Here is a 22,173-nt window from a genome sequence, read left to right on the forward strand (position 1 = left end):
CGGGCTCGGCGGGACCGTGCCGCCGCAGGGCATGCCCGCGCCCAGCGGTCGGCGGGCGCGGCGGGAGGCCGCGCCGCAGAACGCGTTGCCGCCGGCGCTGCCCGCGGCTGCGGCCGGGGCGGTCGGCCCCGCTGGACCGGCTGGTCCGGCCGATGCGGATACGGCGAACGGTGCCGGTGCCGCCGGTGATGCGGCCGGTGCCCAGCCCACCGGGCGGCGTCGGCGTGCGCTGGCCAACGCCGAGGAGCGGGCCGCCGCGCCCGAGGCCGGGGGGCGGGCGGTTTTCGCGCTGCCACCGGCTGAGGCGGACCGCGGACCCGAGTACGGACAGGAGGCACCCGGCCTCGGGCCGATTCCGGTGCCTGCGGCGGGGGCGCCTGGTACGCCCGGTGCGGCTGGCGGGGCTGGCGGGCCTGGGGTCGGCGGGGGTCCGATGCCTGCCGGGGGGCCTATGCCTGCCGAGGGTCTTGTGCCTGCCGGGGGGCCTGTGCCTGCCGGGGGGCCTGTGCCAGCCGGGGGGCCTGTGCCCGCCGCCGGAATCGGACAACAGCAGGTCGCCCAGGCCCAGGGCGCCGGTGCGCCTGACGCAGTCAACGGGCCTGCTGTCGGCGGGCCGGCGCTTGCCGGGGGGCCTGTGCCCGCCGCCGGAATCGGACAACAGCAGGTCACTCAGGCTCAAGGTGCCGGTGCGCCTGGCGTAGTCGGTGGGCCTGCGGCCGGCAACCAGCTCGCCGGAGGACCCGTGCCTGCCGCCGGTGTCGGCCAGCAGCAGCTCGCCCAGGCCCAGGGGGCCATGGCCCCGGGTGTCGTCGCCGGGCCGGGCGGGGGCCAGATCGCGGGTGCGGGCCAGAGTGCAGGCGCGGGCCAGGCAACCGCAGTAAGCCAAGCAGTCGCCGCAGGCCAGGTTTCCGGTGCCGGTCAGGCCGTCGCCGCAGGACAGGCGCCCGGTGCCGGGCAAGCGGTCCCCGCAGGACAGGCGCCCGGTGCCGGGCAAGCGGTCCCCGCAGGACAGATGCCCGGTGCCGGGCAAGCGGTCCCCGCAGGACAGGCGCCCGGTGCCGGGCAAGCGGTCCCCGCAGGACAGATGCCCGGTGCCGGGCAAGCGGTCCCCGCAGGACAGATGCCCGGTGCCGGGCAAGCGGTCCCCGCAGGACAGATGCCCGGTGCCGGGCAAGCGGTCCCCGCAGGACAGGCGCCCGGTGCCGGGCAAGCGGTCCCCGCGGGTCAGGCGCCCGGGGCCCCGGCCGGTGGTGGCGTGGACGACGGTCGGCACGATGTCGCGCGGCACAACCCGGCCGACGATCACACCCCGCCGCAGCCGCATCCGGTGTCCGCGCCCACCGGCCGCCGTCGGGCGGCGCGGCCCGCTCCGCAGCAGGGTGATGCCGCCGCCATGGTGGCGCCCGCGCAGGGGGTTCCGGCACAGGTCCCGCCGGGCCAGGGCGTTCCTCCGCTGGGCGGGCCGGGGCAGCCTGTTCCCGCGCAAGCAATGCCGGGGGCCGCCGCCGCTCAGCCCGCACAGGCTGCTCCTATGGCCGCCGCTCAGCCCGCGCCCGCACAAGGGGTCGCCCAGCCCGTTCCCGCTCAGGGAGTCGCCCAGCCTGTCCCCGCTCAGGGAGTCGCCCAGGCGGTGCCCGCCCAGGGTGTTCCGGGTGCCGCCCCACAGCCGGTGGCCGCGCAGGCCGCAGGGTCCCGTCCCGGCCAGCAGCCCGTCGCCGCTTCGGTCGCGGGTCCGCAGCCCGTCGCCCCGCAAGGTGTTCCGGGGGACGCGGCGCAGAACGCCATCGGCCACTCCGTCGCCGCGCAGGTCGCCGCCGTATCGCCGCAAGGGGTCCCCGGTGGCCCGCAGCCGGTGCCCGCGCAGGCCGCGGCTCCCGGGCAGCCCCTCGCCGTAGAGGGCGGCGCACCCCAGCCCGTCCCGGCGCAGGCATCGGCCCCCGGCCAGCCCCAGCCCGTCCCGGCCCAAGGTGTGCCCGGCGCTGCGCAGCCGCAGCCCCAGCCCTGGCCGGACCCCCGCCAGGACACCTCCGGTGTGGGCATCCCCGTGGCCGCCCCGGCGGCGCAGGCTCCGCTGCCTCCGCAGTCCACCCCGTCCTCGGGCACCCCGCTGCCGCCGGAGCGTGCCGTACAGCAGCCGCCGCGTGCCGCACAGCCGCTGCCCGCCGAAGCTGCGGTCCCGGTCACACCCGCCACGCCGCCCACACCCGCCACGCCCACCGCAGCAGCCACCCCCGCACGCCCCACCGCGCCCTCCGCCCCCCTCGACCCCAACTCGACCCAGGGCCGGGCGATCAGCGTGCGCACCCTCGGCCAGGGCGTCCCCTTCGCCCGCCACGGCGCGCCCCAGTCACAGCCGCAGCAGCCGAAGGCGCAACCCCAGCCCCAGCCGGGCTCCGCCCCCTCGCCGAACCAGCCCGGCGGCTCCGGTCGGCGCCGCAAGCTGGGCACACCGCCCGACCCGGCCGCCGAACGCCCGGAGACGGCCGCGCGGTCGCACCCGCAGCCCGGCCAGGCCACGGGAACCGGCACCGGCCAGACCCCGCTCCCGGCCCAGGCGGGCCAGCCGGGTCGGCCGCAGCAGGCGGCCCAGTCGCCGCAGCCCTCCCTCGCGGGACAGACACCGCTCCCGGCCCAGCCCTCCCTCGCGGGACAGACACCGCTCCCGGCCCAGCCCTCGCTCGCCGGACAGGTGCCTCTCCCCGCCCAGCCTTCCCTCGCCGGGCAGGTCCCCCTCCCGCCGCAGCCGTCCCTCGCCGGGCAGTCCCGGCTGTTGGGCCGTACCGACGGGGCCGGGCGGTCGTACGCCATAGGGGCACCCGACGAGAACGCGGACGAAGGGCCCGAGCCGCTCGACGGGCCCGGTGGCGCGGTGGAGGTCCCCGACCGGCCGCATCCGCAGCCGATGGACGACGAGTTGCCGCCGGAGCCGTTGGACAACCCGCGCCGACTGCTCGTGTGGCCCGCGCCGGACGCGCCGACCCAGCAGGCGCTCACCGACCGCGGCTACCGCCCCGTCATCGTGAACTCGCGCGAGGAGGTCGACGCCCAGATCGCCGCCTTCCCGGCTGCCCTGTTCGTCGACCCGCTCACCGGTCCCATCACCCGCACGGCGCTCCAGTCGCTGCGCCAGGCCGCCGTCGCAGCCGAGGTCCCCGTCCTCGTCACGGCCGGACTCGGCCAGGCGACGCGCGAGGCGGCGTACGGCGCCGACCCGGCCATCCTGCTCAAGGCGCTCGCGCCGCGTGACTCCGAGCAGCATCCGCCGCGCGTCCTGCTGATCGAGGAGCACGCGGAGATCGCGCTCGCCCTGACCGCGACGCTGGAACGGCGTGGCATGCAGGTCGCGCGGGCCGCGTCCGATACGGACGCCGTCACCCTCGCCTCGCAGATGCGGCCCAACCTCGTGGTGATGGACCTGCTCCAGGTGCACCGCCACCAAGCCGGAATCATCGACTGGCTGCGCACGAACGGCCAGTTGAACCGCACCCCGCTCGTCGTCTACACCGCCGCCGTCGACCAGGCCGAACTCCCGCGCCTGGCCTCGGGGGAGACGGTCCTGTTCCTCGCGGAACGCTCGACGAGCCCCGAGGTGCAGACCCGGATCGTGGACCTGCTGGCACGGGTCGGCACGAACTGACCGGCAACAGCCCGCTGACCTCAACTGACGGCAACAGCCCACTGACCCCACCGGCTCGCGCCCGCCGCCCCTACCCCGCAGCAACCAAGGCCTCGTAACGAAACGCGGGGCACTGTTTCACGTGAAACAGTGCCCCAACACCCAAACGGTCGGCGTCAGATCTTCGTCAGATCTTCGTCACGTCCAACGCGCCCTCCGCATGCTGCTTGCGCAGCAGCTTCTTGTCCCACTTGCCGACGGTCGTCTTCGGTACGGACTCGACGAGCGTCCAGCGCTCGGGCAGCTGCCACTTGGCGATGTTGCCCTGCTCGGCGAGGAAGGAGCGCAGGGTTTCGAAGTCGGCCGTGGCGCCCTCCTTCAGCACGACGATGGCGAGCGGCCGTTCGCCCCACTTCTCGTCCGGTACGGCGACGACGGCGGCCTCCTCGACCTCCGGGTGGGCGATGAGGGCGTTCTCCAGCTCGACGGAGGAGATCCACTCGCCGCCGGACTTGATGACGTCCTTGGCGCGGTCGGTGAGGGTGAGGTAGCCGTCGGGGCTGATCGTGCCGACGTCCCCGGTCTTCAGCCAGCCGTCCTCGCTGAACTTGTCGTCGGGGCGGAGCGGATCGGCGCCCGGGCCACCGTAGTACGAGGCCGCGATCCACGGTCCGCGCACCTCCAGCTCGCCGGCCGACTTGCCGTCCCAGGGGAGGCGTTCGCCATTGGGGCCAGTGAGGCGGGCCTCGACAGAGGCGGGGAAACGGCCCTGGGTGAGCCGGTACCTGAACTCCTCCTCCGAGCCGGCCTCCGCATGAGCCGGCGGCCGGGCGACCGCACCGAGCGGGGAGGTCTCCGTCATGCCCCAGGCGTGGCAGACGCGCATGCCCAGCTTGTCGAAGGCCGCCATGAGGGAGGGCGGACAGGCGGAGCCGCCGATGGTGACCTGGGTGAGGGAGCTGACGTCACGCGGACGGGCGTTCAGCTCGGCGAGCAGTCCCTGCCAGATGGTGGGGACGGCGGCGGCGTACGTCGGCTTCTGCGTCTCGATCATCTCGGCGAGCGGGCCGGGCTGCAGGAACCGGTCGGGCATCAGCATGTTGACGCCGGACATGAAGGTCCCGTGCGGCAGGCCCCAGGCGTTCACATGGAACTGCGGGACGACGAGGAGCGCGAGGTCCGAGTCCGTCAGCGCCATCGACTCGGCCATGTTGACCTGCATGGAGTGCAGGTAGACCGAGCGGTGGGAGTAGACGACGCCCTTGGGGTCGCCGGTGGTGCCGGAGGTGTAGCACATGGCCGCGGCGGCGCGCTCGTCCAGCTCGGGCCAGTCGTACGCGGTCGGCTTGCCGGCGAGCAGGTCCTCGTACTCGTGCACCTGGACACCGCTCGCCCCGGCGAGCAGCGACCGGTCTCCGGGCCCGGAGACGATGACGTGCTCCACCGTCTTGAGGTACGGCAGCAGCGGCGCGAGGAGGGGGAGCAGCGAACCGTTGGCGATGACCACCCGGTCGGCGGCGTGGTTGGCGATCCAGGCGAGCTGTTCGGGAGGCAGGCGCAGGTTGAGGGTGTGCAGGACGGCGCCCATGGAGGGGACCGCGAAGTAGGTCTCGACGTGCTCGGCGTTGTTCCACATGAGCGTCGCGACGCGCTGGCCCTCCTCGACCGCGAGGTCGTCGCGCAGGGCGTGCGCCAGCTGGGCGGCGCGGGCGCCGATCTCGGCGTAGGAGCGGCGGTGGGGCTCACCCTCACCGGTCCAGGTGATCACCTGCGACGTCCCGTGGATGCTCGACCCATGGGTCAGGATCCTGGAGATCAACAGCGGTACGTCCTGCATGGTGCTCAGCACGGCGTCCTCCCGGGGCGGCTCTGCCTACGCGGTGGTAACGGTTGTGCTGATTCTGCTCACATACCGTGCGGTATGTCACTAGAGAGCGGGAGATCGATAGGAGAAAGTGCCGTCGGAAGTCCGGTCGGCCCTACCTTACGGGCTCCAGCTCGGGGTCCTCGCGGAGCTTGCCGAGCGCCCGCGACACCGCCGACTTCACGGTCCCGACGGAGACCCCGAGCACCTCGGCCGTCTGCACCTCACTCAGGTCCTCGTAGTACCTGAGGACGACCATCGCCCGCTGTCGCGCCGGCAGCTTCATGATCGCGCGCCACATCGCGTCGTGCAGCGCCTGATGCTCGGCCGGGTCCCCGGTCTGAACCCCCTCGGGCTCCGGCAGCTCGTCGCACGCGAACTCGTCCACCTTGCGCTTGCGCCACTGGGACGTGCGCGTGTTCAGCAGGGCCCGCCGTACGTACCCGTCGAGCGCCCGGTGGTCCTCGATGCGCTCCCAGGCGACGTAGGTCTTGGCGAGCGCCGTCTGCAACAGGTCCTCGGCGTCGTTCGGGTTCGCGGTCAGCGATCGGGCGGTCCGCAGCAGCACCGGCTGGCGGGCCTTCACATACGCCGAGAACGACGGGTACGTCAGGGCCGTCACGGTGGTCGCCATGTTCGTCAGGCTCGACAAAGGCGAGGTCGGTTTGGTCCGCGTCGCCGGTGCAGCGGCGTTGGAAGCGCTGGTGCAGACGGGTTTGGTCATGGCTCCACGCTAGAAGTGGGCCCCGCCTCGGCGGATCGGCCGCAGGTCCCGAAGACGACTCCCCCTCAGGTTGTAGGGGTGGGGCGAACCCCACCTACTGAAGGTGGATGAACGGCCCCCATGTACTGAGGGTGTATCCCTGAGACAACCTGCCCAGGGTGTACGCGGTGCACGGGCCGGCGTCCATGGGCCGAGGGCGCACCCTCACCCGTCCGTCCCCAGCACCACCCCCGAGGTCGGCACCCCCGTACCCGCCGTCACCAGCACCCGCTCCGCCCCCGCCACCTGGTTGACGGACGTCCCCCGCAGCTGCCGTACCGCCTCCGCGATGCCGTTCATGCCGTGCAGATACGCCTCCCCGAGCTGCCCGCCATGCGTGTTGAGCGGCAGCCGCTCCTCCGCCACGAAGTCCGCCGCCTCCCCGGCCCCGCAGAAGCCGAACTCCTCCAGTTGCATCAGCACGAACGGCGTGAAGTGGTCGTACAGGATGCCCACGTCGATGTCGTCGGGGGCGAGCCCCGAGGTCCGCCACAGCTGTCGCGCGACCACGCCCATCTCCGGCAGCCCCGCCAGATCCCGCGCGTAGAAGCTGGTCATCTGCTCCTGCGCCCGCCCGGCACCCTGGGCCGCCGCCACGACCACCGCCGCCGGCTTCGGCAGATCCCTCGCCCGCTCCACCGATGTCACCACGATCGCCTGGCCGCCGTCCGTCTCCTGGCAGCAGTCCAGCAGCCGCAGCGGTTCGACGATCCACCGCGAGGCCGCGTGCTCGGCGAGGGTGATGGGCCGGCCGTGGAAGTACGCGGCCGGGTTCGTCGCCGCGTACTTGCGGTCCAGCACGGCCACATGCCCGAACGCCTCCGGGGTCAGCCCATACGTATAGAGGTACCGCTGAGCCGCCATCGCCACCCATGACGCCGGCGTGAGCAGGCCGAACGGCAGCGTCCAGCCGAGCGCCACGCCCTCCGCCGACGGCTCCCGATGCCGCACCCCCGCGCCGAACCGCCGCCCCGACCGCTCGTTGAACGCCCGGTAACAGACCACGACCTCCGCGACGCCCGTCGCCACGGCCAGCGCCGCCTGCTGCACCGTCGCGCACGCCGCCCCACCCCCGTAATGCACACGGGAGAAGAAGGACAGCTCCCCGATCCCGGCCGCCTGCGCCACCGTGATCTCCGGGCTGGTGTCCATCGTGAACGTCACCATCCCGTCCACGTCCCCCGGCAGCAGCCCCGCGTCATCCAGCGCCGCCCGCACCGCCTCCACCGCCAGCCGCAACTCACTCCGCCCCGAGTCCTTGGAGAACTCGGTGGCCCCGATGCCGACGATCGCCGCACGGCCGCCGAGGGTGTCCTTCGACCGTAGGCTCACCGGAGTGCCCCTTCCGAGAGGGTGACCGGGGCCGGGGACACGAGCGGCTTCGGAACGGTGACGGTGACCGTCCCCGTGACGTGCCTGCCGATGCCGTTGTCACCGACGACCTTCACGGTGGCCGTGTCCCCGTCGATCGCCTCGATCGTGCCGGTCAACACCATGGTGTCCCCGGGGTAGTTGGGCGCGCCGAGCCGGATGGCGACCTTGCGGAGGACGGCGCCCGGCCCGAAGTGGTCGGTGATGTACCGCCCCACCAGCCCGTTCGTCGTCAGGATGTTCATGAAGATGTCCGGCGATCCGCGCCGCCGGGCCAGTTCCGGATCGTGGTGGACGTCCTGGTAGTCGCGCGAGGCGATGGCCCCGGCGACGACGAGAGTGCGAGTGATCGGGATCCGCAGCGGGGGCAGCCCGTCCCCGACCTCCTCGGCGTCGTCCGCCCGGAAGACCGGCAACTCCAGCTCCTCGTCGTACCGCACGAACTCAAGCCGTACGGCCATCCCGATCCGCACCTTGTCGTACGGCACCCCGACGACGTTGCTGACGATCCGGACGCCTTCCGTCAGCTCGACCAGCCCGACGGCGTACGGCGGGTCGAACGCGGGGAAGGGCGGGTGATGCATGACGACGTACGAGTGGACGATCCCCTCGCCGCTCGCCCGCACGGTGTCCCACTCGGCCGAACCGCAGGCGTTGCACCCCGGCAGCCAGGGAAAACGGAGGGTGGCGCAGTCGGTGCAACGCTGGATGAGGAGTTCGTGCCGCGCGACGCCTTCCCAGAACCCGGCGTTGTCGCGATTGACGACGGGACGGGGGCGCCGGGGCTTCGGCTCCTGCCTGGGGTCCTGCTTCTCGGGGTCCTGTCTCTCGGGCCCCTGACTCGCGGCGTCCTGTCTTTCGGGGGCCTGCCTCGCGGGGGCCTGCCTCTCGGGGCCCTGCCGCTCGGAATCTTGACTCTCGGCGTCCCGTCTTTTGGGGGCCTGCCTCGCGGGCCCCTGACTCTCGGCGTCCTGACTCTCGGCGTCCTGACTCTCGGCGTTCTGTCTCTCGGCGTTCTGTCTCTCGGCGTTCTGTCTCTCGGCGTTCTGTCTCTTGGAATCCCCACCGGCAGCCCCGCTTCTGGCGGCGGCCGGCGCGTACTTGAAGATCCGGAAGCGATGGGTACCGACGAGTTCGTCCCCCACCCGTACATCCATACGGGTAGTCACGAAGTACCCGGCCCCCAGCCTGGTGTTCTTCCGCCCCGACACCGACTCCACGACCGAGTCGAACGCGATCTCGTCCCCCGGCCGCAGCACCCGCAGATACTCCTGCTCGCAGTCGGTGGCGACGACGGAGGTGCAGCCGGCGCCGTCGAGCAGCGCGAGGAGCTCTTCGTACGCCGCCGAACGCCCCGATGCCTGCGAACGCCCCGATCTCTCCGAGCGCCCGGAAAGCTTGGAGCGCCCACTCTCGTGCCCGCTGAGCCCACCCATGGTCCACGCCTGGAGCATCGTGGGCGGAGCGATGGCGTCCGGTCCCGTGTACGCGGGGTTGGTGTCGCCCATGGCCTCGCACCAGTGCCGGATCATGGGCGCGTTGACGGGGTCCTTGCCGACGCCACCGACAACGGCCGCGCGCCCCTCGTAGGCCTTGAGCCGTACGGAAAGTTCGCCCTCGGTCACCATGCCCCCACGGTTTTCTGACTACCCGTCAGATTGAAGGAATCGCCACCGAAACTGTCAAGGTCGCCGACCCCGCACGGCGCAAACACCCGGGGCGGCACCGAAGTACCGCCCACGCAGGCGCAACCTCTTCGATCAACTCATGGATCAAGGGATGCCCAGCCCGGAGAGGGCGCACGAATCAAGCCGCTCAAGATCAAGCGGCGCAAGGGCTGAAGCGTTCCGGCATATTTCCGGCGAATCCGCGATCCACCCGCGCGACGACCGAAACACGCCCGATCCCCCTTCCCCCTCCCCCCTTCTCTCCCGCCCCCTTCTCTCCCGCCCCCTTCCCTTTATCGAACACTCGTACGAACATGGAGGCATGGCCACCACGGACCGGCAGGCCACGACCCTGGCCCTGGCGCACGCCCTCTCCGCCGCCGAACGCGGACTGGCGGTGATCCCCCTGTCCCGCACCAAACTCCCGGCCCTCCGTTCCCCCCACCGCGACGACACCTCTCCACTGCCGCCCTGCTCACCACCCGGCCCTCCCTGCCATGGCGAATGCGGCCGTTTCGGCCACGGCGTGTACGACGCCTCCGCCGACCCAGACCGCGTCCGGGAACTCTTCGCCGCCGCCCCCTGGGCCACGGGTTACGGCATCGCCTGTGGCCGCGGCCCCCATCACCTGATCGGCATAGACCTGGACACGAAATCCGGTACGGACTCCTCCGCAGCCCTCCGCGAACTGGCCCTACGCCATCTCTTCACGATCCCGGACACGGTCGTCGTGGTGACCCCCAGCGGAGGCCGCCACCTCTGGCTCACCGGCCCGCCCGACGTCGTGGTCCCCAACTCCGCGAGCCGCCTGGCCCCCGGCATAGACATCCGCGGCGCCGGCGGCTACCTGGTCGGCCCCGGCTCCCGCACGGACCACGGCGTCTACACCACGGCCCCGGGCACGGCCCACCTCCCTCCCGCCCCCTGCCCACCGGAACTGCTCCGCCTCCTGCTTCCCCCGCCGCCCCGCCCGACCACCTCCCGCTCGTCCGGCGGCGGTAACGGCGGCAACGGCCACGGCTTGATCCACTTCGTCCTCACCGCCCACGAGGGCCAACGCAACACCCGCCTCTTCTGGGCGGCCTGCCGCGCGTACGAGAACGACCTGGGCCCGGACGTCACCCACGCCCTGATCGAGGCCGCCGTACGCACGGGCCTCACCGAACGCGAGGCCCGCTCGACGATCGCGTCGGCGGCACGGATGTCGGGGCGCCGACCTGGTGCTAGGGTGCGTTTTGAAAGTGCTGGTCACAGCCACTCGTTGATGGCTGCGACCAGCACGGTCGCCTCGTAGCGAACTGCCAACTTGTCGTATCTCGTGGCGACAGCGCGGTGCCGCTTGAGGCGATTGATTCCGCACTCGACCGCGTGGCGCTCCTTGTAGTCGGCCTTGTCGAACTTAGGTGGCCGGCCGCCGTGGGAGCCGCGGTTCTTGCGGTTGGCGATCTGGTCGCGCTTCTCCGGGATCGTGCAGCGGATACCGCGCTTGCGCAGGTAGGCACGGTTCGCGCGGGAGCCGTACGCCTTGTCGGCACGCACCTTGTCCGGCCGGGTGCGCGGGCGGCCCGACCCGAGCCGGGGCACCCGGATGCGGCCCAAGACCACCTGGAACTGCGGGGAATCACCGCGCTGTCCTGCCGTGATGACCAGCGACATCGGTTTCTGGGCCTGCTCGACCGCCAGGTGGAGCTTGGTTGTCAGCCCGCCCCGGGAGCGTCCGAGCCCGTGGTCGTCGGGCTCGATGAACACACCGCCTGGCGGCTCGGTCTGCAGATCCCCTTTTTGCGGGCGCCGGCCGCATGCTGGTGGGCGCGGGCGATGGTCGAGTCCACCGAGACGTCCCAGGTGATCAGTCCCTCGGCGTCGGCCTGGGCCTGCAGCTGTTCGAAGATGCGGTGCCAGGTGCCGTCCCGCTGCCAGCGGCGGAACAGGCCGTAGACCGTCTCCCACGGGCCATAGCGCTCGGGCACGTCCCGCCAGGGAGCACCGGCGCGGGTGCGCCACCGTATGCCGTCTATCAGTTGCCGCTTGGTGTGCACCGGTGGCCGTCCAGGCTTCTTGCCGACCGGGAGCAGGGGCTCCAGCTTCGCCCACTGTGTATTCGTCAGATCATGCCGCCCCACGAAGTGGGATCTTGACACATCAAGATCCACATATGAAACGCACCCTAGGCAGCCGGCGGCCGACCGCCCCTGACGACGACCGACAGTCACGGCACAGCCCCGGCTGCGCGGCCCGGAAGACACGTTCACAGCCGTCGCAGGTCTGGAACGGGTCCGGCGGCCGTGCCTGCCGAGGCCCGGCGGGCAGCGTCGACGCCGGATCCGCCGGGAGCGGTGGCGCGAGCCGCTCCACATCACGGGCCGAGAGGATGAGGCGGTCGTCAACGCGGCACAGACCCGCGAGGAGAGTGGTGGCGACGGGGTCGTGGCGGCGTGACGAGGACGGCGAAGCCGGTGACGGCGGCGAGAACGGTGACAGCGGCGAAGTGGGGGCGGCGCGACGGGCTCAGCGGGCTGAGACTCGGCGGACTCGGGCTACGACTCCCGTACGGGCTCGGCGATGCCGTCTCTGCGGTCCCGTACGGGCTCGGCGACGTGACCCCGTAAACCTCCAAGCCAGCCGAGTTGACTGACTTCACCCGCCTGAGTGACGTACGCGAGGTTTGGATGGTGTGGAAGGTTCTTTCCCCAAGCTCTTCAACTACTTGGTCTCCCGCAACCCCGCCGCCCGGCCCACCGACGCCCGCATCCCCCCGGCCTCCGGTGGAACGCGTCCCGCACCGCTCACCACCGATCCGGATCACCTCAATACGAAGCGTTGCGGGCACAGTGATACGGAACGTGGTGGGCGCGGTGGCGGCGAGGGTGAGCCGGGAGTTCCCGCGCGGCATCTGCCTGAGCAGCGCGGCGCTCGCCGCGAGCTCGGCGATGATCAGGCGCGCGGGTCCCCCTCCGCACCTCAGGACTGAGGCGGCCTTTCACGCCCCGGCTCGCCCCGCCCCGGCTGCTCGGCGCCCAACTGCTGCCTGAGCCTTTCCTGAGCGGCATCCACCTGACCGCTGTACTTCCCCTGCGTCTTCTCGTCGACGAAGTCACCGGCCTTGTCGACGCCCCGGCCGGCCTGCTCCTCATGGCCCTTCAGCATCCGCTTGAGCTTGTCCATGACAGACATCGCGGCTCCTTCCGCCGGTCGCCATCCCCTCCAGAATCAGGTCCGAACACCCGACCCGCACCCCGGGATGACGAGGTGACGGACCGCAGGCCAAAACGCCCCTTACCTCAGGGGTAATCGCGGTGCGCGGAGGAGCGTGACTACCTTCCAGCCGTCGTACCGGACACCAGAACGAACGAAAACGAACGAAGGAGTCGAACGTGCCCGCATACGGTTTCGCTCACCTGCGCGACCGCCGCCATCACCCTGACGTTCTTGAGTACCTGGAACGGGTCCAGGACACCCTCGACCCGTTTCACGGCCGCTTTCTGGCCCACGGCCCGCCGACCGATGTGGTCGAGGGAACCTGGCCAGGCAGCCTGGTGCTGATCGAGTTCCCCGGCCTGACCGAGGCACGCGCCTGGTACGCCTCCCCCGCCTACCAAGAGATCCTGCGGCTACGCGCCGACCACATCGACGGCGACCTCGTACTGGTCGACGGCGTCAGGCCCGGCTACCACCCGACCGAGCGCGCGGCAAAGCTCCAGGCGGAGAACGCTCCGCAAGAGTCACACCCCTGACGGTTGAAGGGGTCGGGTGACCGTCAGAAGGGGTGTCCCCGATGAGAGACACCCCTTCGACCAGCAAGTGCCCGCGCACGGCGCGGGCGCGCGCCGCCTCTGCGGCGCGGCCTGCCTCCTGTCTGCGCCCCGGCTGGCCGCGCCCGGCGGCGCGCTAGCGGCAGCGGACACGAGGTGGGAGACACCCTCTGTGGCTGGGGCGGTCGGCTCCACGGCTTTAGGCCAAGACCGGGAAGTTAAGGCGGTTCGGTCGTGGTCGGGTGGCTGGTCAGGGTGATGGTGGTGATCACGGGTGTCTTGTGCCCGACGCTGCCTTTGATCTTGTTGTAGGCGTAGGGCGACAGGGTGCGCTTGACGCGGCGCGGGCTGGTGCGGGAACGACGTCTGGCGGGTGCGAGGTTGCGGGTGTGGACCAGAGCTGCGACGAGGTTGGCCGGATCCGATGTTCTGGCGTTGATCACGGTGAGCCGGATCGTGTGCAGGGCGATCGTCAGGGACAGCCGATCGGGGTCGAGGTGAGCGCTGGTGGCAGCTTCGGAGATGGCCCGGCGGCTGGCCTGGTAGAGCGCTAACAGCGCAAAGAGTTCCTGCTCGACCCCGGCCGGGGTGCGTGAGCGCAGGACGCGGTCTGCTCCGCGCAGGGTGACTTTCAGCCCGTAGAAGGCGGTCTCGATCTCCCAGCGCTGGTGGTAGAGGGCGGCCAGTTCCGCGGCCGGATACCGCTTGGGGTCCAGGAGCGTGGTGACCAGTCGCACGGTGCCGGCGCAGGATGTGCCGTCCGGGCGCGTCACGGTGATCTGGTAGCTGATCACGCGCAGGGTGAGAGCCGTCAGCGCGGGCATCGCGGTGCGGCGGCCGCGCTGCTGCCACTTGGCCAGCCGGTCAGCGGAGCGGCGGTCGGTGACCAGGGTGAGATGGGTGCCATCGGGCAGTGGGCGGATCACCGGCAGCAGACGTCCGGACTGCACCCTCCACAACAGGTCGGCTCCAGTAGCGGCAGCGTCCCGCAAGGCCTCGAAGCCGTCATAGCCCCGGTCGGCCAGCAGCAGCATCCCAGGCCTGAGCGACGCCAGCAGGCACCGGGCCTGCGGCAACTCGGTGTACTGCTGGGATCCGAAGACCGCATCGATCAGCGCGCGGGTGCCGCACTCGACCAGCGCGGTCAGCCGCAGCTGGGGATAGCCGGCCGGACGGCTGGTGCGGGCCGCATGCCGCCGGAAGCACGCCACATTCTGCGGGCTGTCGGCCACCTCCAGGCAGGTGCCGTCCCAGGCCACCAACCGCAGCCCCCGCCAGAACACCCCCGGCGTCGCGGCCGTGCCGACCGGCCCGCGCAGCCGGTCGAACAGCATCATCAGCGGCTTCACCCCCAACCGCTGACGAGCCTGCCGCAGAGCCGCCGCCGACGGATCAGCCACCATCCCGCGCGGCCACCCGGCCGTCATCGCTGACCACACCCGGCGATACCCGCACTCCCCGAACAGGCCCAGGACCAGCACGAAATACACCACCACCCGGGCCGGCAGCAGCCGCACCCGACGCTCCACACAGCCCGCCGCCTGGACCACCTCGTCCACCAACGACGGCGGAACCCACCGCGTCAACGCCCCTAAATGACCCGGCAACCACACCCACGACCGGTCTCCAACCGCCCCAGCGGTGGCACACTGAACAGACAACGGAGCCCCCACGAACCGTGACCTTGACACTCACAGTCCGCGCCGGGCTCCGTTCTCATGTCAACCCACCCGACCAGCCACAACACCCCTTAACTTCCCGGTCTTGGGCTTTAGGCAGCCACCATGGGGCGAGCCTCGAAGATCATGGCCCCAACGTCGTGCTTTAACGGGCAGGTCCACAGACTGCCCGACTCGCCGGAAGCTTAAGGGGCCATGATCACTCGCCCCATGGCAGCTCCCGCCCAAAGCCGCTCCGCCGACCGCGCTGTAATCTCAGCGACCCAGGTCACCCGCTTCGAAACGCGAGTCTGCCGTGTCCATACGTGAGACCTTCACCAACCTGTTCAAGCGCACGACGAAGACTGCCGAGGGCGCGTCATTCGCGCTAGAGCAGCTCTGCCAGTGCTCTCCTGCGTGGCCTGGTCTGGAGACGACAGCGAACGGCTACGTGCTCCCCGCCGAGGCATCCACCCACTACAGCATTATGACAAACCCCGACATAGGTCTGTTTGTCGCACGCTGCACCGGCTGTCAGGCCCAGTACCCCCACCCGTGGGTGATCCCGCAAGGCGCCCCCATGCCCTTCGATTGGGCTCAGGAGTGAGAAGCGGCGCGTGCCCCTCGCGTGCCCGTTCTCCCGGGAACTCACGGGGAATCACAGTGCTCTGCGGTACTCCGACATGAACAAGCCCCCGACCTCAATCCCAGGTCAGGGGCCGTTCACCTGCGGTGGGTGTGGGATTTGAACCCACGGTGACTCGCGCCACGACGGTTTTCAAGACCGTTCCCTTAGGCCGCTCGGGCAACCCACCTGAGCCCCGCCGACCAGGGACGGAGCGGGTACAGCGTACCGGCCACAGGGTCTAAGCGGGGAGCCTGGTCCACACAGGGTCCACCGGCCGTGTTTCGACCGCCGGGGCCGTGGTCCGCTATGAGCGCTTGGGGCTCAGGTCCCACGCCAGCCCATGGCAGCCAAGGCACCCTCACAGGTCAATCGCTGGCAGTCGTATCGGTCTATCGTCGCTATCGACATGGATGCCGACAGCCGACTGAGACTCACACAGACCTCGCACCCTATTTGTCGGGTTCACACCGAAGTTGACCGACCCGATTGTTGACACAGACTTCATCGCCGGACTCAGCCGTGTACCACTCGCTGTAGTAGGACCCATCAGTAGTGATGAGCTGGTACCCAGGGTTGGACTCGTAGCGATGAATCCACGCTTGGCAGTACTGGGAACCCCCACGCGTGTACCAGCGGATTTGCCCATTGGCCTGCTGCGCGTAGACCTTGCAGCCGGATATCGGCACAAGCACGGAACCATCACCACTCCGCGTGGCAGCCGCCTCCGGTGTGTCATCAGCGTCGCTCCCGACACCTGCGGCCCGGCCCTCAGGTGACCGGGAAGCATCCTCCACTTCAGGGGAGGGGTCCTGCGAGGCGCATGCGGCCAAGCAGCAGGCCACGGCGATAAGCGTGATCCAGCGGCGCGGCTTGCGGCAGCTCTTTACAAGCATCACTTTCCTTGAGGCAGGGGAAAGGCTTTCAGTCGCCGAGTGCGACACCCCGTCGAACTAGGGATCCAAATCCTAACGTCATGCCCCGCTATGCATTTCGGGACGCAAGGATGAACCCTTACGTCCCGAAATTTGCGTGAGATTGCTATTTGGTACTAGTTGTACGGCCCACAGTCCATCTGACCACTATTGTTTCGCGCACAGACAGCCATCTTGTAGCCCGGACCGTCGTAATACCAGTCGCTGTAGTAGGAGCCGTTGTTGGATATGAGATGGAGCCCCTTAGGGTGCGTTTTGAAAGTGCTGGTCACAGCCACTCGTTGATGGCTGCGACCAGCACGGTCGCCTCGTAGCGAACTGCCAACTTGTCGTATCTCGTGGCGACAGCGCGGTGCCGCTTGAGGCGATTGATTCCGCACTCGACCGCGTGGCGCTCCTTGTAGTCGGCCTTGTCGAACTTAGGTGGCCGGCCGCCGTGGGAGCCGCGGTTCTTGCGGTTGGCGATCTGGTCGCGCTTCTCCGGGATCGTGCAGCGGATACCGCGCTTGCGCAGGTAGGCACGGTTCGCGCGGGAGCCGTACGCCTTGTCGGCACGCACCTTGTCCGGCCGGGTGCGCGGGCGGCCCGACCCGAGCCGGGGCACCCGGATGCGGCCCAAGACCACCTGGAACTGCGGGGAATCACCGCGCTGTCCTGCCGTGATGACCAGCGACATCGGTTTCTGGGCCTGCTCGACCGCCAGGTGGAGCTTGGTTGTCAGCCCGCCCCGGGAGCGTCCGAGCCCGTGGTCGTCGGGCTCGATGAACACACCGCCTGGCGGCTCGGTCTGCAGATCCCCTTTTTGCGGGCGCCGGCCGCATGCTGGTGGGCGCGGGCGATGGTCGAGTCCACCGAGACGTCCCAGGTGATCAGTCCCTCGGCGTCGGCCTGGGCCTGCAGCTGTTCGAAGATGCGGTGCCAGGTGCCGTCCCGCTGCCAGCGGCGGAACAGGCCGTAGACCGTCTCCCACGGGCCATAGCGCTCGGGCACGTCCCGCCAGGAAGCACCGGCGCGGGTGCGCCACCGTATGCCGTCTATCAGTTGCCGCTTGGTGTGCACCGGTGGCCGTCCAGGCTTCTTGCCGACCGGGAGCAGGGGCTCCAGCTTCGCCCACTGTGTATTCGTCAGATCATGCCGCCCCACGAAGTGGGATCTTGACACATCAAGATCCACATATGAAACGCACCCTAGTGGTGCCATGGGCAGTGTCGTTGATCCACGCCTCGCAGTACCGAGAGTCCCCGGTGGTGTACCAGCGCATGTAATCGTGCTGCGGGCTCCCCCTCAGCTCAATCTGCTGATAGATCTTGCAGCCGGAAATCGACAATCGCCAGGTTCCCTGAGCCGCTTGAGCCGGGACAGCCAGCGCCAAAACCGCCGCACTGGCAAAGCCTGCAGCTACCGCATACTTGCGAACAAGGTTCACTTAACCCCCAAATGCATGACAATTCCCCCTAGACACCCACAAGGAGCACCCCCTGGGTGATGGCATGATCATGCTAGATGTGCAGTTGTGTTCGATTCCAGGTTTTCGATGGGTAGGATTCAGCCATTTTGTTCAGGCTGTCTGTTGAGTCATCTCGTCAGCTTGAGGCGAAAAATGTCGAACTGACACTCTTCTCCGGATCGATCTGCGGCTCTGGGGACAGGCTGGCGGCCTGGTCCCGTCAAGCCCCTGATCTACGCCGAGCCAGCCAACGGCATCACTAATTCGCAACACCACTTCTTCCGTGCGGACGCGCGACCCACGTCGGGAAGCCCACGGAGGAGAACGAGTCCGACCGCATCGAGCGGATCCCCCTCCTCGATGCGCGCGGGATGATCGACCGCCGCGAGATCGTCAGCAGCGGCTCTCTCGTCGGGCTCCTCTACCTGCTTGGCGTGAACCAATCCGCTGACGCAGGACTGTCATGAGCGGTGGCGTTAGGTGTGCTTTCCGGAGCTTCCTGACCTGCACCACTCCACACGCGGCGTGCGCCCTCGGTACCGTCAAGGGTAGAAGCCCTTACGGACGGAGCACTGATGCTGGAGGAAGCCGAAGAGATCGGCCGTCGCGCACGCCGCGCACGGCTCCGCCTCGGCATGACACAAGCTGACCTCGCTGCCGCCCTCGGCAAGACTCAGGGATGGGTCTCCAAGATGGAACGCGGACATATCGAGCTGGACCGCGTCGGCCTGCTGAACCTGCTTGCCTCGGAGTTGCACGTACACCCGAACGACCTGATCGGGCGGCCGTACAACAGCTCCCCGGCAGAGAATCAGTGGCAGGTCTCTGCCGCAGCCATCATGCGCGAACTGCGCCGCTACGACCTCGCCCCCGTCTTCGACGGCACGCCCCGACCCGCGCGCCAGCTCTGGCAGGAAACCACTCGTCTTCACCGCCTGCGTGACGCTGCCGCCAACGTGGCGATCATGGAAGTTCTCCCCGACCTGTTTCGTGAGGCACGCGCCCTGGCCGAAGTCTCCACGGGGCACGAGCGGGAAGAGGCGTTCGCCATCTACGCCGTGTGCTGCAAGTTCGCCCACACGGCCGCGCACGCCCTTGGGCACCCTGAGCTGATCGCCATGGCGTGTGAGCGGGCCGCCTGGTCCGCCCGGCAGTCCGGCGACCCTGTCATGCCTGCTGTAGCCGACTGGATGCGGGTCTGGGACATGTGGGCCACGGCGGACTGGGACGACTCCATTGCCCTGTCCGACAAGGCGATTCGCAGCGTGCAGCAGGACTATGACCGGGGTGATCCGCTGGCCGTACGGGCGTGGGGGACACTGCAACTGCGCGCGGCTGTCTCGGCTGCGCGGGGCGGTCGCAAGGCGGAAGCGAAGGATCGGATCAAGCACGCGCGGAGTGCAGCCAAGAGGATCGCGGAGGCCGCCGGGCCTCCGGTCTACGACCGGCACAGCCTGACCTTCTCGCCGGGCAACGTGCAGATCCACGCAATCAGCGTCGCTCTGGAGATGCATGAGCAACGCGAGGCCCTGTCGATAAACCGGCGCACGAGTAAGGAACTGGTCGAAGCGCTCCCCAACTCGCGCCAGGGGCACCACCACATGGACCTTGCCCGCGCTTGGCTGTGGGATGGGAACCGCGACAAGGCACTGAAGGAACTGGAGAAGGCCGAGCGCATCGCCCCCCAGCTCGTCCGCAATCACCCCATCGCCCGGTCAACCCTGCGCAGCATCGTGTACGCCGAGCGTGCGAGCACCCGCGAGAAGTTGCGCCGCATGTCAGACCGCTTCCACCTCGACGGATGAGGGTCGTATTCCTGCGGTTCATATTGGGCCCCTGAGATCTTCATAGCTTCGAGGCATGGCCGAACAGACCTCGAAGCAACTCCCGGCGCGGGGCGCCGAGTTAATCCCCGGCGCCCCGTTTCATCCTCGCCTCGGCGACCTCGCTCTCGACCTCGCCAAGGGCGGGAAGATCGGGGTGTGCGTCGCCCTGCCGAGCGACAGCTCTGCGTCGTACCAACTGCGCCCACCTGGCGGTGGTGAGGACTGGCGGGCCAGGTCCGACGGAAAGACCTTGCGCCCCCTGCCCGTCCCGGTCACGCATGCCACCCCCCTGAAGCGGGACGCCGCCTACGACCATCGTGCCCAGCAGGCCGCGCTACCGGTCACCGTGCATTACGAGGACGGTGGCGCCTGCGAGACGATGCTCGTGCTCACCCCGGCGCAAGTCGAGCTGTACTACAGCCAACTCGGTCGGCTCATCAAGGCGAGGGAATCGGCTCGGGAGCATGAGCGGTGAGCCCGGCCGTGCTGATGCTCGCTCCGCCGGCCTCTGCACGTCTCCCGATGCGGTCGCCCATCGCCTTCCGCTGTGAGGCGACCGCCCACGACCTCGGCGGCACTCGCGAGGTTCTGCTCGCCACCTACCGCGGCCGGTCCCCGCATCTCGCTGCCCGCTGGCTACGCGCCCAGGCATTCCGCCTCGCCCGGCTGCTGTCCCCGGACCCCGGGGCCGTGTTCCTCCGGGATGCGCCGCTCATCGCCGGAAGGCCGGACGTTCCTCGCCCTGATGCGGAATTGCGCGCCTGGGCCGACAGCGACCAGGCGTACGAGCACGAAATACGCGCGCTCGCCGCAGGCCGCGCGTTCGTGTTCGAGGTGACGGACTACGACGCCCGGTACTCCCTCCGGGTGTATCCGCTGCCCACACGCCGCCCGGCACCCCCGCAAGCCCCCGTCCCCGCCCGGTGCCCACCCCACTCCCCGGCGGGAACGGGTCGCCACCGGAGGCCACGGGGACGGCGCACGCCCCTATGACCCCCGCCCCCGTGTCTTTCTCGGTTCCCCCCGGCGCGGGGGCGGGCTCACCACCCACCGGAGCTCTACCTCTGAACGCACACCCGCCGCTCTGCGGCGCAGTCCTGCCCATCTACCGAGGGGAAGACGCGGTGACCACCTATCCCGTATCGCCGAACACCGTGCTCGCCAACGCGCTGACGCACGCTGATGATCTGCTCAGGCCGCACATCGTCAACGCGGCTCCGGAGCGGATCGTGTTCGTGGTGGGAACGCAGATCAACGGAGCGCCGCACATCGGAACGTCCCTGGTCCAGTCGCTCACGTTTGCCACTGCGGCGCGCATCCGCGACAAGTTCGGCGTACAGGCCGAAGTCCAGTTCGGTGCCCTCGACAACGCGCCGTACGACATCGTCACCGACAAGGAGACCGGTCACCGATACCAGCGGGCTTACGCGCACGCCCTGGGCGCGGCCGGCATCGCGGAACAGGTCGACAAGCTGTACCGCCCGATGTTCACGGCCCTGTCCGAGCGCCTGCACGTGTCGTACTCGGTCGAGACCTACAGCCAGCAGCAGGCGGGCGACCACTTCCGCCGTACCTGGCTGCGCGTGCTGCCCCGCATGGATGCCGCCCGGTGGTATCTGTCCCCGTCGTCCGGCGTCCCGCGCGTCCGTGTCCCCTGCCCGCGACCCGGTTGCGGGTGGGCCGAGAAGTACGCGGAGCGAACGCGTCCGTGACGACGGCTTCGAGCGGGCAACCGTCTCGGCCGTGTGCCTGCACCATGGCGAATACGAGGTCGTCATCGAACCGGCCAACGGTGGCTATCTGGACCTGGCCACGCTGTACAGGAACCTGGTCAAGGAGCTGGCCATCACCGGAGCGGTCGGCACGCTGTACGTCATGGTCAAGGGCAGCGACTGGATGCCCGGCTGCATCCTCGTCGACGGTGCCCTACAGGCAGTCGGCCTGACCCGCGGGCAGTTGCCCGCCCGTCTCTTCTGCCCCCAGGTGGTCACGGACACGGGCGCGAAGCTGTCCAAGTCCCTCATCCGCGAGGGACGCGCAGCCTTGCCCGACGGTGCCGCCCCGTGGATGCTCGACACCCGAGAGTGGCCGGGCTCGTTGGCTGAGTCCGTTGACCGCTTGCTCGGTCTGACGGACGTATTACTCGCCGGTCCACGCCACTTCTTCCGCTCGTACTCGGCCGGTGAGCTCGGCCGACTCATGACCGCTGCAACAGCTAGGAGCGTTCCCGCCCCATGACGGAGACTGCCGCCGCGCGCGTCCGCGAACTGAACCTCTACCGCCGGTACTTCGACCTGGTCGCCGCTGGCCAAAAGACGATCGAGGTGCGGGTGAAGTACCCCCACCTTGAAGACCTGACGGCCGGAGACGTCATCCGCTTCCGCATCAAGGGCACGGCCGAGACGTGTGACGTCCTGGTGAAGCGGGTCACGGAGTACAAGACGTTCAAGGAACTGCTCGACGGGGAGGGTCCGGCGAACGTCAACCCGGCCTCCACCCGTGAGCAGCAGCTCGCCAACATCCGCGAGATCTACCCAGCGGAGAAGGAAGCGCTCGGCGCGCTCGCCATCGAAATCGAGCTGCTGCCGCAGTAGCCCGCCGCGCGGCCCCCGCTCCCCCGAGAGGGACAGCGCGGCTTCCTCGGCGTCC

16 protein-coding genes, 1 tRNA gene and 4 pseudogenes are annotated in these 22,173 nt (G+C 69.8%); 10 read left to right on the forward strand and 11 right to left on the reverse strand.

The genetic code is table 11. The annotated features are described in order from the left end of the window. Nucleotides 1-1,174 (reverse strand): annotated as a pseudogene (locus STRIP9103_RS53500) (hypothetical protein); the annotation flags it as partial. Between STRIP9103_RS53500 and STRIP9103_RS46800 the strand changes: the two are divergent. Then, nucleotides 1,157-3,637, forward strand: a complete 2,481-nt coding sequence (locus STRIP9103_RS46800; protein WP_411572426.1) for a hypothetical protein — start codon at nt 1,157-1,159, stop codon at nt 3,635-3,637. The pseudogene STRIP9103_RS53500 and the gene STRIP9103_RS46800 sit on opposite strands and share 18 nt — an antisense overlap. Before the next feature lie 166 nt (nt 3,638-3,803). Here STRIP9103_RS46800 and STRIP9103_RS21125 read toward each other — a convergent pair whose 3' ends face one another. The 5 genes and pseudogenes from STRIP9103_RS21125 to STRIP9103_RS46805 all read right to left on the reverse strand — a co-directional run. Next, the gene (locus STRIP9103_RS21125; RefSeq protein WP_009316536.1) at nt 3,804-5,465 is read right to left on the reverse strand and encodes a long-chain fatty acid--CoA ligase; all 1,662 of its coding nucleotides are present in this window, start codon (nt 5,463-5,465) and stop codon (nt 3,804-3,806) included. A 130-nt stretch (nt 5,466-5,595) separates the two neighbouring features. After that, nucleotides 5,596-6,204, reverse strand: a complete 609-nt coding sequence (locus tag STRIP9103_RS21130) for a SigE family RNA polymerase sigma factor (RefSeq protein WP_078613991.1) — start codon at nt 6,202-6,204, stop codon at nt 5,596-5,598. Nucleotides 6,205-6,408: 204 nt separating this feature from the next. Beyond that, entirely contained in the window at nt 6,409-7,575 is a 1,167-nt protein-coding gene (locus tag STRIP9103_RS21135; RefSeq protein ID WP_009316515.1) for a lipid-transfer protein, read from the reverse strand. After that, nucleotides 7,572-7,985, reverse strand: coding sequence for a hotdog family protein (locus tag STRIP9103_RS53155; protein ID WP_408995682.1), 414 nt, complete (start codon nt 7,983-7,985; stop codon nt 7,572-7,574). The genes STRIP9103_RS21135 and STRIP9103_RS53155 overlap by 4 nt, the downstream gene beginning before the upstream one ends. A 12-nt stretch (nt 7,986-7,997) precedes the next feature. Then, nucleotides 7,998-9,242 (reverse strand): annotated as a pseudogene (locus tag STRIP9103_RS46805) (bifunctional MaoC family dehydratase N-terminal/OB-fold nucleic acid binding domain-containing protein); the annotation flags it as partial. A gap of 361 nt (nt 9,243-9,603) precedes the next feature. Here STRIP9103_RS46805 and STRIP9103_RS21145 point away from each other — a divergent pair. Continuing rightward, nucleotides 9,604-10,575 (forward strand): bifunctional DNA primase/polymerase, encoded by a 972-nt coding sequence (locus STRIP9103_RS21145; protein ID WP_009316520.1) that lies wholly within the window; start codon nt 9,604-9,606, stop codon nt 10,573-10,575. Here the strand turns inward: STRIP9103_RS21145 and STRIP9103_RS46810 are convergent. Then, nucleotides 10,530-11,404 (reverse strand): IS5 family transposase gene (locus STRIP9103_RS46810; protein WP_234022174.1). Its coding sequence is split into 2 segments (ribosomal slippage): nt 10,530-11,023 and nt 11,023-11,404, totalling 876 coding nucleotides; the frame shifts between segments, so codons are not numbered across the junction. The two genes, STRIP9103_RS21145 and STRIP9103_RS46810, sit on opposite strands and share 46 nt — an antisense overlap. A 312-nt stretch (nt 11,405-11,716) precedes the next feature. On the opposite strand from STRIP9103_RS46810, the gene STRIP9103_RS50030 reads away from it, so the two are divergent. After that, nucleotides 11,717-11,890 (forward strand): hypothetical protein, encoded by a 174-nt coding sequence (locus STRIP9103_RS50030; RefSeq protein ID WP_009316530.1) that lies wholly within the window; start codon nt 11,717-11,719, stop codon nt 11,888-11,890. A 352-nt stretch (nt 11,891-12,242) separates the two neighbouring features. Here the strand turns inward: STRIP9103_RS50030 and STRIP9103_RS21160 are convergent, their stop codons facing one another. Further along, a complete protein-coding gene (locus tag STRIP9103_RS21160; protein ID WP_009316553.1) occupies nt 12,243-12,455 on the reverse strand; it encodes an antitoxin in 213 nt (70 codons plus the stop codon). 200 nt (nt 12,456-12,655) lie between these two features. Here STRIP9103_RS21160 and STRIP9103_RS21165 point away from each other — a divergent pair, with 200 nt between their 5' ends. After that, entirely contained in the window at nt 12,656-13,015 is a 360-nt protein-coding gene (locus tag STRIP9103_RS21165) for a DUF1330 domain-containing protein (RefSeq protein WP_009316544.1), read from the forward strand. Nucleotides 13,016-13,251: 236 nt separating this feature from the next. Here STRIP9103_RS21165 and STRIP9103_RS21170 read toward each other — a convergent pair whose 3' ends face one another. The 3 genes from STRIP9103_RS21170 to STRIP9103_RS46815 form a co-directional block, all read right to left on the reverse strand. Continuing rightward, nucleotides 13,252-14,724: an IS4 family transposase gene (locus tag STRIP9103_RS21170; RefSeq protein WP_009316555.1), complete on the reverse strand. Its 1,473-nt coding sequence runs from the start codon at nt 14,722-14,724 to the stop codon at nt 13,252-13,254. Nucleotides 14,725-15,421: 697 nt separating this feature from the next. Further along, a tRNA-Ser gene (locus STRIP9103_RS21180) sits at nt 15,422-15,506 on the reverse strand. A 1,013-nt stretch (nt 15,507-16,519) separates the two neighbouring features. After that, nucleotides 16,520-17,394 (reverse strand): IS5 family transposase gene (locus STRIP9103_RS46815; RefSeq protein WP_234022256.1). Its coding sequence is split into 2 segments (ribosomal slippage): nt 16,520-17,013 and nt 17,013-17,394, totalling 876 coding nucleotides; the frame shifts between segments, so codons are not numbered across the junction. A gap of 502 nt (nt 17,395-17,896) precedes the next feature. On the opposite strand from STRIP9103_RS46815, the pseudogene STRIP9103_RS51690 reads away from it, so the two are divergent. The 6 genes and pseudogenes from STRIP9103_RS51690 to STRIP9103_RS21215 form a co-directional block, all read left to right on the forward strand. Further along, nucleotides 17,897-18,165 (forward strand): annotated as a pseudogene (locus STRIP9103_RS51690) (NUDIX hydrolase); the annotation flags it as partial. A 108-nt stretch (nt 18,166-18,273) separates the two neighbouring features. After that, complete coding sequence (locus tag STRIP9103_RS21195; RefSeq protein ID WP_009316540.1) at nt 18,274-19,503, forward strand: helix-turn-helix domain-containing protein; 1,230 nt, start codon at nt 18,274-18,276, stop codon at nt 19,501-19,503. Nucleotides 19,504-19,558: 55 nt separating this feature from the next. Next, a complete protein-coding gene (locus tag STRIP9103_RS50725; RefSeq protein WP_009316519.1) occupies nt 19,559-19,999 on the forward strand; it encodes a hypothetical protein in 441 nt (146 codons plus the stop codon). A gap of 47 nt (nt 20,000-20,046) precedes the next feature. Further along, nucleotides 20,047-20,517, forward strand: a complete 471-nt coding sequence (locus STRIP9103_RS21205) for a hypothetical protein (RefSeq protein ID WP_234022255.1) — start codon at nt 20,047-20,049, stop codon at nt 20,515-20,517. Nucleotides 20,518-20,648: 131 nt separating this feature from the next. Beyond that, a pseudogene (locus STRIP9103_RS21210) lies at nt 20,649-21,762 on the forward strand (hypothetical protein). Further along, on the forward strand, nt 21,759-22,118 hold the full coding sequence (locus tag STRIP9103_RS21215; RefSeq protein WP_048820682.1) for an ASCH domain-containing protein: 360 nt from the start codon (nt 21,759-21,761) through the stop codon (nt 22,116-22,118). Before STRIP9103_RS21210 ends, STRIP9103_RS21215 begins: the two are co-directional and overlap by 4 nt. Nucleotides 22,119-22,173 lie beyond the last annotated feature (55 nt).

The organism is Streptomyces ipomoeae 91-03 (genome assembly GCF_000317595.1).
Lineage (GTDB): Bacteria > Actinomycetota > Actinomycetes > Streptomycetales > Streptomycetaceae > Streptomyces > Streptomyces ipomoeae.

Coding starts and splice junctions, on each gene's coding strand:
- STRIP9103_RS46800 (WP_411572426.1), top strand. CDS start 1,157: ATGCCCGGTGCCGGGCAAGCGGTCCCCGCAGGACAGGCGCCCGGTGCC.
- STRIP9103_RS21130 (WP_078613991.1), bottom strand. CDS start 6,204: ATGACCAAACCCGTCTGCACCAGCGCTTCCAACGCCGCTGCACCGGCG.
- STRIP9103_RS21145 (WP_009316520.1), top strand. CDS start 9,604: ATGGCCACCACGGACCGGCAGGCCACGACCCTGGCCCTGGCGCACGCC.
- STRIP9103_RS21160 (WP_009316553.1), bottom strand. CDS start 12,455: ATGTCTGTCATGGACAAGCTCAAGCGGATGCTGAAGGGCCATGAGGAG.
- STRIP9103_RS21195 (WP_009316540.1), top strand. CDS start 18,274: ATGCTGGAGGAAGCCGAAGAGATCGGCCGTCGCGCACGCCGCGCACGG.
- STRIP9103_RS50725 (WP_009316519.1), top strand. CDS start 19,559: ATGGCCGAACAGACCTCGAAGCAACTCCCGGCGCGGGGCGCCGAGTTA.
- STRIP9103_RS21205 (WP_234022255.1), top strand. CDS start 20,047: ATGCGGTCGCCCATCGCCTTCCGCTGTGAGGCGACCGCCCACGACCTC.
- STRIP9103_RS21215 (WP_048820682.1), top strand. CDS start 21,759: ATGACGGAGACTGCCGCCGCGCGCGTCCGCGAACTGAACCTCTACCGC.